This window comes from Kineococcus xinjiangensis, from assembly GCF_002934625.1.
Lineage (GTDB): Bacteria > Actinomycetota > Actinomycetes > Actinomycetales > Kineococcaceae > Kineococcus_A > Kineococcus_A xinjiangensis.
Genome location: NZ_PTJD01000022.1, coordinates 29,569 through 41,726, shown reverse-complemented (window position 1 = coordinate 41,726; position 12,158 = coordinate 29,569). Strand labels below are relative to the sequence as shown.

Sequence of the window (12,158 nt, the reverse complement as noted above, 5' to 3'; positions counted from 1 at the left end):
ACATTCCGAACCCGGAAGCTAAGCCCTCCAGCGCCGATGGTACTGCCTCCGGGAGGGGGTGGGAGAGTAGGACACCGCCGGACTCAACGTGAAAGATCAGGCCCCGCGCCTGCCCGCACCACCCCCTCCAGGGTGGCACGCCGGGCGGGAGCGGGGCCTGTCCCACATCACCCCCCACCCACCAAGCCGGAGGCGCCGGCGAGGCCACCGTTCGCTGTGGTCATCGTGACGTCACCGCCCCCTCGACGTACGGTCGGAGGAGACGAGGCGTGCCGCGCGGGCAGACGGAGACTGCACGCCTGCCCGGGGTGACGGGAGGACGGATCGGTGTCCGATGGTGGAGCGGACGGCGCGGGGGCGGGTCTGCCCAGCGGTAGCGCATACGACTGGATGCAGCGCGGAACCGAGCTGCTGAAGCGCGGGGACGCGGCGGCCGCGGTGACCCTGCTGCGCCACGCGCATTCCGCCGAGCCCGCATCCGCGGCGGTGCTCGAGCTCCTCGCGAGGGCCCAGTACGACTCGGGTGACTTCGCCGGCGCGGTGGACTCGTTCGGGAGCCTCGTTCGGCGTCGACCGGATGCGGACTACGCTCATTTCGGGCTGGGGCTCAGCCTGAGCCGACTCGGCCGTTTCGCGCTCGCTGTGGAACACCTCGCGATGGCGCACGCGATGGCGCCGCAGCGGGCTGAGTACGCCGACCGACTGCGACAGGTCCGCGCCACCCTGGCGGCGCGGCAGACACCGGGGAGCTCGTGACCACGACGACCGACCGAGGCGCCGGCGGTGCCCTCGCACGCCTGCTGCCGAGTTCCGGACCCCTGGTGGACGACCACGACGTCGTGCTGCTCGACCTCGACGGTGTCGTCTACATCGGCCCGCACGCGGTGCCGGGTGCTGCCGAGCACCTCGGAAGCGCCCGGTCGGCGGGGGCGCGGCTGGTGTTCGTGACGAACAACGCGTCCCGCCCACCTGCGGTGGTCGCGCAGCACCTCACCGACCTGGGAGTCGACTGCGAGGAGACGGACGTCGTCACCTCCGCCCAGGCGGCGGCGCACCATCTGCGCAGCACCCTCGGCGCCGGCGCGCGGGTCCTCCGCATCGGCGGTGCGGGTCTCACCGAGGCCCTCGAGGCGGAGGGGCTGCAGCCCGTCGACTCCCTCGACGACGAGCCGGTGGCGGTCGTGCAGGGCTTCTCCCCGGACCTCACCTGGCGGCACCTCGCCGAGGCGACCAGAGCCGTGCGCTCCGGGCTGCCCTGGGTGGCGACCAACCTGGACCTGACCGTCCCGGTCGTAGGCGGCCCGGCGCCCGGCAACGGGACGCTCGTCGGGGCCGTCCGGACCGCCTCCGGGGTCGAGCCCTACGTCGTCGGCAAGCCGGAGCCGGCGCTCTTCGCCGAGGCTGTCCGGCGCAGCTCGGCGCGACGCCCCCTGGTCGTCGGGGACCGGCTCGACACCGACCTCGAGGGCGCCCGCCGCGCCGGCCTGCCCGGCCTGCTCGTCCTCACCGGCGTGAGCGGGATCCCCGACCTGCTGACCGCGCACCCCGGGGAGCGGCCGACCCACGTCTCCTGGGACCTCCGGGGGCTCCTCGACACCCACCCCGACGTGCGCGCGCGCGTGGACGGGCGGCGCGTCGAGGTGACCTGCGGCGCGGTGGTCCTCACGCACGCCGACGGCGGCTGGGACGCCGCGGGCATCGACGGCGCGGACGCGCTCGACGTGGTGCGGGCCGCAGCGGTCGCGGCCTGGTCGGCCGCCGACGCCGGGCTGGAGTCCGACACCGCCCTCCTGCACCGGGTCGCCGCGACCGCTCGCGATGATCGGCAGTTGCGTGGAGATGTCGCCGCGGGTGGGTAGCGTGGCCGCGTGACCGAACCGACCCGCCCCGGTGCCGCCGTCCCCGCCCCGCCGTCGGCGGTTCCGGAGTCCGCGGTGAGCCCGGTGGCCGACGAGGTCGGCACCTCGCTCGCCCGGCTGGACGCCCTCGAGGCGCTACCCGTGCACGAGCACGTCGACGTCTTCGCCGAGGTCGACCGGGCGCTGCGCCGTCGCCTCACGCTCGCCGAGGGCTGAGTGCAGTGCCCCGCCAGCGCCTCGACACCGAGCTCGTCCGCCGCGGCCTCGCCAAGTCGCGCCAGCACGCCGCCGACCTCATCACCGACGGTCGGGTGCGGGTGGGCGGCGCCCTCGCGGGCAAGGCCGCCACGCAGGTCGACACGTCGGTGGCCATCCTCGTCTCCGCCCCAGACGTCGGTGAGGAGTACGTCAGCCGTGGCGCGCACAAGCTGATCGGTGCCCTCGACGCCTTCGGGGACGGCCTCACCGTGGCGGGGCGGCGCTGCCTGGACGCCGGGGCGAGCACCGGCGGCTTCACCGACGTCCTCCTGCGGCGCGGCGCCGAGCACGTCGTCGCCGTGGACGTCGGCTACGGGCAGCTGGCGTGGCGGCTGCGCCAGGATCCGCGGGTGACGGTCCTCGAGCGGACCAACGTGCGCCACCTGCTGCCCGAGCAGGTGGCCCCGGCACCGGCCCTGGTCGTCTCCGACCTCTCCTTCATCTCCCTCACGCTGGTGGTGGGCGCCCTCGCGGCGTGCGCGGCTCCGACCGCCGACCACGTCCTCATGGTCAAGCCGCAGTTCGAGGTCGGCCGCGAGGCCCTCGGCAGCGGGGGCGTCGTGCGCGACGCGGGGCTGCGCGCCGCGGCCGTGCGGGCGGTGGCCGCCGCCGCCGCCGAGCACGGCCTCGGGGTGCGCGGCGTCGCGGCGAGTCCGCTGCCCGGACCGAGCGGCAACGTCGAGTACTTCCTCTGGCTCGGTTCCGGTGCCCCGCCCCTCGCGGAGGACCAGGTGCAGCGGGCGGTCGCCGAGGGCCCCCAGGCGGGGCTGTCGTGACGCGCCGGTTCCTCCTCCTCGCCCACACCGGACGCGCGGAGGCCGTCGCCGCCGCCACCCAGGTGGTCCGGTCGCTGGCGGAGGCCGGCATCGAGACGGTCATGGTGCCGGACGAGGCGGTGGCGCTGGACCCCGCGGAGCAGGCGCTCCTGGAGGTCTGCGACATCGCCGAAGCGGTGCTGCAGGCGGAGCTGGTCATCGTCCTCGGCGGCGACGGCACCATCCTGCGGGCGGCCGAACTGGTCCGCCAGACCGACGTCCCGCTCCTCGGCGTCAACCTCGGGCACGTCGGCTTCCTCGCGGAGAGCGAGCGGGAGGACCTCGACGAGACCGTCGCGCGCGTCGTCGCCCACGACTACCGCGTCGAGCACCGCATGACCCTCAGCGTCCGCGTCATCCAGGGCGGTGAGGTCGTCGCGCAGTCGTGGGCGGCCAACGAGGTCTCCGTGGAGAAGGCGAACCGCGAGCGCATGGTGGAGCTCGTCGTCGACGTCGACGGCAGGCCGCTGTCCCGCTTCGGCTGCGACGGCATGATCGCGGCGACCCCCACCGGGTCGACCGCCTACGCGTTCTCCGCCGGGGGGCCGATCATCTGGCCAGAGGTCGAGGCGATGCTCGTCGTGCCGCTCAGCGCCCACGCACTCTTCGCCCGCCCCCTGGTGATCGCCCCCACCAGCGTCGTCGGTTTCGAGGTGCTGCGGGGCATGGGGGACGGCGCGGTGCTCTGGTGCGACGGGCGCCGCACCTTCGAGGTGCCCGCCGGGTCCCGGGTCGAGGTCCGCCGCTCCAAGCACCCCGTGCGGCTGGCCCGGCTGACGCGGGGGGTCTTCACCGACCGCCTCGTCGCCAAGTTCCGCCTCCCCGTGCAGGGCTGGCGCGGCCCCGGGCCGCAGGCGTGAGCGCGGTGGCCCGCCCGCCGCACCGCACCGCCCGCTCCGCAGCGGCCTCGCACCTGCTGGTGCGCTCCTGGCGGGGAGCAGCGCTGCGGCGACCGCGACCAGAGAGGAGGCACCGGTGATCGAGGAGATCCGCATCCGCGAGCTGGGCGTCATCCGCGACGCCCGGCTCGAGCTGCAGCCCGGCCTGACGGTGCTGACCGGTGAGACCGGCGCAGGCAAGACCATGGTGGTCACCGGCCTCGGCCTGCTCCTGGGGGAGCGGGCCGATCCCGCGGCCGTCCGCCGGGGCGCGGGCACGGCCGTCGTCGAGGGACGGCTGCTCGTCGACCCGGACGGGCCCGCCGCCCGGCGCGCCGCCGACGCCGGCGGGGACGTCGACGAGGGCGTCCTCCACCTCGCCCGGTCCGTCGCGGCCGGGGGCCGCAGCCGCGCGCACGTCGGCGGGCGCGGCGCCCCGGTGAGCGTGCTCGCCGAGCTCGCCGAGCACGTGGTGGCGGTGCACGGGCAGACCGACCAGCTGCGGCTGCGGGCGCCGGCGCGGCAGCTGCAGGTGCTCGACGCCTTCGCCGGCACGGCCGTCCGGCAGCCCCTGGACGCCTACGCGCAGGAGTACGCGCAGTGGCGCGGCGCCCGCGCCGAGCTGGAGCACATCCGCACGCACTCCCGCGAACGCGCCCTCGAGGCGGAGCGCCTGCGGGCCGTCCTCGCCGACGTCGAGAAGCTCGTCCCGCAGCCCGGCGAGGACGCGCAGCTGCGCGAGGAGGCCGCGCGCCTGTCCCACGTGGAGCAGTTGCGCGCCGCGGCCGACGGCGCCCACGCAGCGCTGACAGGCGGGGGCGCCGAGCTCGCCGAGGGGGCCGCCGGTGCGGACGCGTTGATCGACGCGGCCAGGCGATCCCTGGCCGGCGCCGGCGACCACGATCCTGCCCTCGCCGCACTGGCGGGTCGCCTCGGCGAGGTCGCCTACCTGCTCGCCGACGTCGCCGCCGAGGTGGCCGCCTACGCCGCGGGTGTGGAGGCCGATCCGGCGCGGCTGTCCGCCGTGGAGGAGCGACGGGCCGAACTGGCCGGCCTGCTGCGCCGGACCTCGGCCGTCACCGGCGCCGAGGACGTCGACGCCGTGCTGGCGTGGGCGGAGGACGCCTCCCGGCGGCTGCTGGAGCTCGACGACGACGGGCGCGCCGAGGTCCTCGCCGAGCAGGTGCGGGTCCGCGAGCAGCGCCTCGCAGAGCTCGCCGACGTCCTCAGCGATGCCCGGCGCACCGCGGCCGCCGCCCTGGGCGGGCGCGTCAGCGCGGAGCTGGCGGAGCTGGCCATGGGCGGTGCCCGCCTCGAGGTGGCGGTGCGCACCGGCGCGGACTTCGGGCCGGGCGGGCGCGACGAGGTGGAGATCCTGCTGGCCGCCCACTCCGGTGCGACTCCGAGGCCGCTCGGGCGCGGTGCCTCCGGCGGCGAGCTCTCCCGGGTCATGCTCGGTCTGGAGGTCGTCCTCGCCGGGGCGGACCCGGTGCCGACGATGGTCTTCGACGAGGTGGACGCCGGGGTCGGCGGGCGGGCTGCGGTGGAGATCGGGCGCAGGCTGGCCCGGCTGGCGCGCTCGACCCAGGTGCTGGTCGTCACGCACCTGCCGCAGGTCGCGGCCTTCGCCGACCACCACTTCACGGTCGTCAAGACCGACGACGGAAGCGTGACGGAGTCCGGTGTGGTGCTGCTCGACGAGGAGGGCAGGGTGCGGGAGCTCGCCCGCATGCTCGCCGGCCGCGCCGACTCCACCGCAGCTCGCGAGCACGCTCGCGAACTGCTCGCGGCGTCCCGGTTGCCCGACGCCCCGACCGCCGGCGCGGGACCCGGCACAGAGGCGGGCGCGGAGGGCGGCGGTGCCGGGCCCGCCGCGCAGGGCGACGGCGCCGAGCCGGCGGGGCGCACCCGTCGTGGTGCCCGTGCCGGTGGCGCGGCGGCGAAGGCGCGGCCGGAGACGGCCCCCGACGCCACCCCGCGGCGGCGCGGGGGCAGGAGCGCCGGGCGCGGGGGGGCAGCGGGCGCCGCGCCGAGCAGCCCCGGCAGCGTGGGACGATCCGGGGGTTGAATTCCGGACGGCGGTGAGGAGCAGGGGCGTGCGGGCGCGGCGGAAGGGCAGGACGGGCGCGGCGGGGGCCGACCAGGCGCCGCCGGACGCGTCGTCGCTGTCGGGGCCGGCCCGCGTCGACCGGCGCACCAAGCGGCTCACCAAGCGGCTCAAGCCCGGCGACATCGCGGTCATCGACCACGTCGACATCGACCGGGTCTCGGCGGAGGCCCTCGTGGCCTGCCGGCCCGCTGCAGTCGTGAACGCCGCCCCGAGCATCTCCGGCCGCTACCCCAACCTCGGCCCGGAGATCATCGTGGCCGCCGGGATCCCGCTGCTCGACGAGGCGGGCCCGGAGCTGATGACCCGCGTCGCGGAGGGCGCCCGGGTGCGGCTGTCCGGCGACGAACTCCTCCTCGACGAGGAGGTGCTGGCCCGCGGCCGCATCCTCACCGTGGAGGCCGTGGCGCAGGCCATGGCCGAGGCGCGAGCGGGGCTGTCGGTGCAGCTGGAGGCCTTCGCCGCCAACACCATGGAATACCTGCGCCGTGAGCGCGAACTGCTGCTCGACGGGGTCGGCGTTCCGGACGTGCGCACCTCCCTGGAGGGGCGTCAGGTCCTCATCGTCGTGCGCGGCTACCACTACAAGGAGGACCTGGTCACCCTCCGGCACTACGTGCGGGAGTACCGCCCCGTCCTCATCGGCGTCGACGGTGGCGCCGACGCCATCCTCGAGGCGGGCTGGAAGCCGCACATGATCGTCGGGGACATGGACTCCGTCTCGGACGCCACGCTGCGGTGCGGCGCCGAGGTCGTCGTGCACGCCTACCGCGACGGCCGCGCACCCGGCCTGGAGCGCGTGCGGCAGCTGGGCATCGAACCGGTCGTCTTCCCCGCCACGGGAACCAGCGAGGACGTGGCGATGCTGCTGGCCGACGACAAGGGCGCGTCCCTCATCGTGGCCGTCGGAACCCACGCCACGCTGGTGGAGTTCCTGGACAAGGGACGCGCCGGCATGGCGAGCACCTTCCTCACGCGGCTGCGCGTGGGGGGCAAGCTCGTCGACGCGAAGGGCGTCTCGCGCCTGTACCGCTCGCGGATCTCGAACACGCAGGTGCTGGTGCTGGTGCTCGCCGGGATGCTCGCCCTCGTCGTCGCCCTCGCGGTCACCCCGACGGGGCAGGCGATCCTCGCGGTGACCGGCGCGCGCCTGGAGGACGTGTGGGCGCTGCTCACCGGATGGCTGCCGGGCGGGGCCTCCGACACCGTGCGCACCGCGACGGGCGAGTTCGGGCCGCGGGGAGCGCGGGCGTGAGGCGCAGCGCGGGAGTGCGTGCGGACGGGGCGAGGAACGACAGGCGGGACGTGCAGTGATCGACTTCCGGTACCACCTCGTGTCACTGGTGTCGGTGTTCATGGCGCTGGCGGTGGGCATCGTCCTGGGCGCCGGCCCGCTCAAGGAGGGCATCGACGTCGGCATCACCGACCAGATCCGGCAGCTGACGGCGGAGAAGGCGGACCTGCGCGAGCAGCTCGACGCCGCCGACCGGGCGATCGCCGCGCGCGAGGAGTGGACGGAGCTCGTGGCCCCGGAGGTCGTCGCCGGTGAGCTGGCAGGGGAGTCGGTGGTCCTCGTGCTCCTGCCCGGCGCGGAACCCGCGGCCGCGGACCAGATCGCGGAGACGGTGACGACCGCCGGGGCGGAGGTCACCGGACGCGTGACCATCCAGGACACCTGGACCGCTCCGGACGCGGAGGACGTGCGCGAGGCCGTGGCCGCCGAGCTGCGGGCGCAGACGGGGCAGACACCCCCGGCCGGGGAGGACGGCAGCGTGGGGGCCGTCCTCGCGGCGACCCTCGCCCAGGCCGTCGTGACCGAGGACGGCGACGACGACGCGTCGGCGACACCGGCCACGGCGGTCGGCATCTCGGCGCTCATGGGTGCCGGCCTGCTCAGCGGGGAGGTCTCCGGTCCGGCCACCCTGGCGGTCCTCGTCGCCGGTCCCGCCGACCCCGGCCCCGCCGCGGAGGAGACCGCGGCGGTGGCGGAGTCGCTGACGGCCCTCGCCGTCCGCCTCGACGTCGGAGCCCGCGGGGCGGTGGTGGCAGGCCCGGTCACGGCCAGCGCCGAGGAGGGCCTCATCGCGGCCATCCGGGCCGATCCGGACGCCTCCACTGTCGTGAGCACCGTCGACGACGCGGACCTGCCGATGGGACGCACGAGCGTCGCGCTCGCCCTGCGCGAGCAGGCCGACGGCGGCGTGGGCCACTACGGCATCGCCACCTCCGCCGAGGCCGTCTCACCGCCGTTGCGGCAGGAGGAACCGGACCCCCAGCAGGAGCAGGAGCAGGAGCCGGAGCAGCCGCAGGAGCCGCAGGAGCCGCAGGAGCCGGCGCCGTGAGCGCGCGGGCTGCCGCCGCCCGCTCGGCTGCGGCCGGTCTCGCCGTGGCCTTGCCCGTCGGTGCCGCCCTGGCCGGCGCCCTGGCCCGTCGCCCGCCCGGGGGCGCGCAGCGCTGGCGGCGCACCAACCACCGCGGTGAGGTGGTGACCCTGCTCGAGGGTCCGGCCGTCGCGGGGGCCGGGGCGGCCGCGGCGCTGGCCGCACCCGGTGTGCCGGCCCGCTGGCGCCTCGCCGCCGCCGGGGCCTGCGCCGGTGGGGCGCTGTTCGGGGCGGTCGACGACCTCGCCGAGCGCAGCGGCGAGCGCGACGCCGGTGCACGCGGCCTGCGGGGGCACTTCGCGGCCCTGCGGCGCGGGCGGGTGACCACGGGGGCGGTGAAGGTGCTCGGCCTCGGCGTCACGGGCGCGCTGGTGGCCGCCACCGCCGCGGGGCCGCGGGGCCGCGGAGGCCCGGCGCTCGGCCGGGTGCTGGACGTCGCGACCGGGGCCGCGGTGGTGGCCGGCTGCGCCAACCTCCTCAACCTCTTCGACCTGCGCCCCGGCCGAGCGCTGAAGGTGGTGCTGCTGGCCTCCGCCGCGCTGGCCCACCCGCCGGCCTCACCGGAGGCCGCCCGCGCCGCCGCCGCGCTGGCCGGGGCCGCGGCCGGGGCGGCTGCCGCGGCCCTGCCCGCCGACCTGGCCGAGCGCAGCATGCTCGGCGACACCGGCGCCAACGCCCTCGGTGCGCTGCTGGGCACGGTGGTGCTGGCGCGCTGCGGGGCCCGTGGGCGGCTGCTCGTGCTGGGTGGGGTGACGGCCCTGACGCTGGCGAGCGAGCGCGTGAGCTTCTCGAAGGTCATCGCCGCCACCCCGGGCCTGCGCGAGCTCGACGCCCTGGGTCGGCGTCCCGCGGGATGAGGTGCAGCACGTGAGGCCGGTGCGGACGCTGGCCGCGGCGGCCGTCACGGTCGCCGCGATCACGGTGCTGGCCCGGGTCGCCGGCTTCGGCCGGGTGGTGGTGTTCTCCGACGCCGTCGGGGACAACTGCCTCGGGGACGTCTACAACACCGCCAACCTCGTGCCCAACGTCCTCTTCGAGGTGGTCGCCGGCGGCATGCTGGCCGGCGCGCTCGTGCCGGTGCTGGCCGGGCCCCTGGCGGCGGGCACGGCGGAGGGCCGGGAGCGGGCCTCGCGCACCGCCTCGGCGGTGCTGACGTGGGCCGTGCTGGCCCTGGTCCTCGTCGCGGTCCTGACGGCCGTGCTGGCGCGGCCGGTGGCGGACCTGCTGCTCCAGGACAAGGGGACCGAGTGCCCGGGAGCGCTGCCGCTGGCCGTGGGGATGCTCTACGTGTTCCTGCCCCAGGTGCCGCTGTACGGCGTGGCCGTGGTCCTCGGCGGTGCGCTGCAGGCCCAGCGGCGTTTCACCGCTTCGGCGGTGGCGCCGCTGGCGAGCAGCCTGGTGGTGATGGCCGCCTACGCGGTCTTCGCCGCCGCACTGCCCGGCGGCACCGACCTGGCGAGCGCTCCGCTGTCGTCGCTGCCCGGGGGTGCGCTGGCCGTCCTGACCTGGGGAACCACCCTGGGGGTGCTGGCGATGGCCCTCACCCACGCACCGGCCCTGCGCTCGCAGATCCGCTGGCGGCCCGCTCTGCGCCCGGCCCCCGGGGACGGTGCGGCGCTGCGCAGGCTGGCGCTGGCGGGCCTGACCATCCTCTTCGCGCAGCAGGCGGTCGCCGTGACCGCCGTCGCCCTCGCCAACGACCGCGCCGCCGGTTCCGTCACGCAGTGGGGCTGGGCCTGGACGCTGTTCCTGCTGCCCTACGCGGTGCTGGCCGTGCCGGTGGCGACCGCGGTCTTCCCCCGGCTGGCGGCTGCGAGCGGCCCCCGCGCCCCGGACCTCGCCGCGCTGCTGGCCTCCACCGCCCGGCTGGTCACGCTGGCGAGCGCCGCGGGCGCGGCGGGGCTGGCGGCGGCGGCGCTGCCGATCGCGGCCTTCTTCCTCCTCGGGGACGGCAGTCCCGGCGACCCCGGTGACCTCGCGACGGCCCTGGTGGTGTTCGCCCCGGCCCTGCTCGGCTACGGGCTGACGGCGCTGCTGGTGCGGACGCTCTACGCCGTCGGGCGAGGTCGAGCGGCTGCGGTCGCCGCCACCGCGGGCTGGCTGCTGGTGCTCGGTGCCGCGCCCCTGCTGGTGCTCGCCCTGCCGCCGGAGCGGGTGGTGACCGCGCTGGCCCTGGCCCACACCCTCGGGCTGACGCTGGCCGGGGTGCTGCTGGTGATCGCGGTGCGCCGGGCCTGCGGGGTGGCGGCGCTGGCGGGGCTGCCGCGGGCGGTGCTCGCGGGTGCGGTGGCGGCGCTGCTGGCGGGCGGGGCGGGACACGGGGTGGCCTCGGTGCTGCCGCTGGCGACGACGTCGCAGGCGCTGGTCGCGGGGGTGGTCGCCGGTGCGGTGGCCGGGCTGCTGTGGCTGGCGGTCGTGGCGCTGCTGGACCGACGGGACGTGGCGGCGCTGGCGGGGCGCTTCGCGCGGGTGCTGCCCGTGCGGGGCGCTCGGGCGCCACGAGCAGAGGGCGCGCAGCCGGACGAGCGGGACGGGTCGCACGAGCAGGACGGGAGCCGCAGGTGAGCGATGTGAGCGGGACGGAACCCAGCGGGACGGAGCCGGGCGGGACGGAGCCGGGCGGGACGGAGCCGGGCGGGACGGAGCCGGGCGGGACGGAGCCGGGCGGGACGGAGCCGGGCGGGCAGGGCGTGCGCGGGCGGGTCCTGCTGGTCCTGGCCACCAGCACCGGCGGCGTGGGCCGGCACGTGGCGGCGCTGCTGCCCCTGCTGCCCGGTGCGGGCTGGCGGCCGCAGGTGGCGGCGCCCTCGGCGACGCTGCAGCAGTTCATGCTGCCCGCACTGGCGCCCTCGGTGGCCGTGGAGATCCCGGCGGCACCGCACCCGAGGGCGGACGCCCGGGCGGTGCGCGCGCTGCGATCGGTCCTGGCGGGGCTGGGCGCCGGCGACGTGGTCCACGCGCACGGCATCCGGGCCGGGTTCGTGGCGCTCGCCGCGCTGCGGACGGTGCCCGCGCGGCGTCGCCCGGGCCTCGTCGTCACCCTGCACAACGCCGTGCTCGCCGCCGGGGCGCGCGGTCTGCTCGGCCGCACCGTGGAGGCCGTGGTGGCGCGCGGCGCCGACGTCGTCCTCGCCGTCTCCGGTGACCTCGTGCGGCGGGCCAGGGCCGCCGGGGCCCGCGACGCCGCCCGGGCGCTGGTGCCCGCCCCGGCCTCCCGGCCCCCGCGGCGCACCCCGGCGGAGGTGCGGGCCCGGCTCGGCACCGGCGAGGCCCCGCTGCTGCTCACCGTGGCCCGCCTGGCGCCGCAGAAGGGCCTGCCCCTCCTCCTCGACGCCCTGGGTCGGTTGCGCGCCGCTGAGGGGCCTCCGGAGGCGGTTCCGGTGCTGCTGGTGGCAGGCGACGGGCCGCTGCGCGCCGAGCTGGAGGCGCGGGCCGCGGCGGAGGCGCTGCCGGTGCGCTGGCTGGGTGCGCGCCGCGACGTGGCCGACCTGCTCGCCGCCGCGGACGTCGTCGTCAGCTCCAGCGAGTGGGAGGGGCAGCCGCTGGCGGTGCAGGAGGCCCTGCGGGCGGGAGCCGCGCTCGTGGCCACCGACGTCGGCGGCGTCGGCGAGGTCACCGGCGACGCGGCGGTGCTCGTCCCGGTGGACGCGCAGGCGCTGGCGGCGGCCGTGCGCGGGCTGCTCGCGGACCCGCAGGCACGCCGTGACCTGCGGGAGCGGGCGCTGCGCCGGGCCGCGCAGCTGCCCACCGAGGAGGAGGCTCTCGCCCAGGTGGCCGACGCGTACGCGCGTGCGGCACGACGGCGGCGGGGCGTGGGGTAACCTCGAAGTCCGTGGCGGACCGCACCTCGCAGCAGCACC

At 77.3% G+C, this 12,158-nt stretch carries 11 protein-coding genes and 1 rRNA gene; all 12 read left to right on the top strand.

Translation table 11 applies throughout. The features are described 5' to 3' along the window. A 5S ribosomal RNA gene (rrf, locus tag CLV92_RS23265) occupies nt 1-83 on the top strand; the annotation flags it as partial. Between the two features lie 244 nt (nt 84-327). Continuing rightward, nucleotides 328-756, top strand: coding sequence for a tetratricopeptide repeat protein (locus CLV92_RS20100; protein ID WP_245886997.1), 429 nt, complete (start codon nt 328-330; stop codon nt 754-756). Further along, nucleotides 753-1,859: an HAD-IIA family hydrolase gene (locus CLV92_RS20095; protein ID WP_211291314.1), complete on the top strand. Its 1,107-nt coding sequence runs from the start codon at nt 753-755 to the stop codon at nt 1,857-1,859. Before CLV92_RS20100 ends, CLV92_RS20095 begins: the two co-directional genes overlap by 4 nt. A gap of 9 nt (nt 1,860-1,868) precedes the next feature. Beyond that, a complete protein-coding gene (locus CLV92_RS20090) occupies nt 1,869-2,075 on the top strand; it encodes a hypothetical protein (protein WP_104435762.1) in 207 nt (68 codons plus the stop codon). 5 nt (nt 2,076-2,080) lie between these two features. After that, nucleotides 2,081-2,893, top strand: coding sequence for a TlyA family RNA methyltransferase (locus tag CLV92_RS20085; protein WP_104435760.1), 813 nt, complete (start codon nt 2,081-2,083; stop codon nt 2,891-2,893). After that, nucleotides 2,890-3,792 (top strand): NAD kinase, encoded by a 903-nt coding sequence (locus tag CLV92_RS20080; protein WP_104435759.1) that lies wholly within the window; start codon nt 2,890-2,892, stop codon nt 3,790-3,792. Before CLV92_RS20085 ends, CLV92_RS20080 begins: the two co-directional genes overlap by 4 nt. 115 nt (nt 3,793-3,907) lie before the next feature. Beyond that, nucleotides 3,908-5,878: a DNA repair protein RecN gene (recN, locus tag CLV92_RS20075; RefSeq protein WP_104435757.1), complete on the top strand. Its 1,971-nt coding sequence runs from the start codon at nt 3,908-3,910 to the stop codon at nt 5,876-5,878. A gap of 28 nt (nt 5,879-5,906) precedes the next feature. Continuing rightward, a complete protein-coding gene (gene steA, locus CLV92_RS20070; protein WP_211291313.1) occupies nt 5,907-7,172 on the top strand; it encodes a putative cytokinetic ring protein SteA in 1,266 nt (421 codons plus the stop codon). Nucleotides 7,173-7,227: 55 nt separating this feature from the next. Continuing rightward, nucleotides 7,228-8,259 (top strand): copper transporter, encoded by a 1,032-nt coding sequence (locus tag CLV92_RS20065; protein ID WP_104435753.1) that lies wholly within the window; start codon nt 7,228-7,230, stop codon nt 8,257-8,259. Next, nucleotides 8,256-9,155: a hypothetical protein gene (locus CLV92_RS20060; RefSeq protein ID WP_104435751.1), complete on the top strand. Its 900-nt coding sequence runs from the start codon at nt 8,256-8,258 to the stop codon at nt 9,153-9,155. The genes CLV92_RS20065 and CLV92_RS20060 overlap by 4 nt, the downstream gene beginning before the upstream one ends. Nucleotides 9,156-9,165: 10 nt before the next feature. Continuing rightward, on the top strand, nt 9,166-10,863 hold the full coding sequence (murJ, locus tag CLV92_RS20055) for a murein biosynthesis integral membrane protein MurJ (RefSeq protein WP_104435783.1): 1,698 nt from the start codon (nt 9,166-9,168) through the stop codon (nt 10,861-10,863). Next, entirely contained in the window at nt 10,860-12,119 is a 1,260-nt protein-coding gene (locus tag CLV92_RS20045; protein ID WP_211291312.1) for a glycosyltransferase family 4 protein, read from the top strand. The genes murJ and CLV92_RS20045 overlap by 4 nt, the downstream gene beginning before the upstream one ends. Nucleotides 12,120-12,158: the final 39 nt, after the last annotated feature.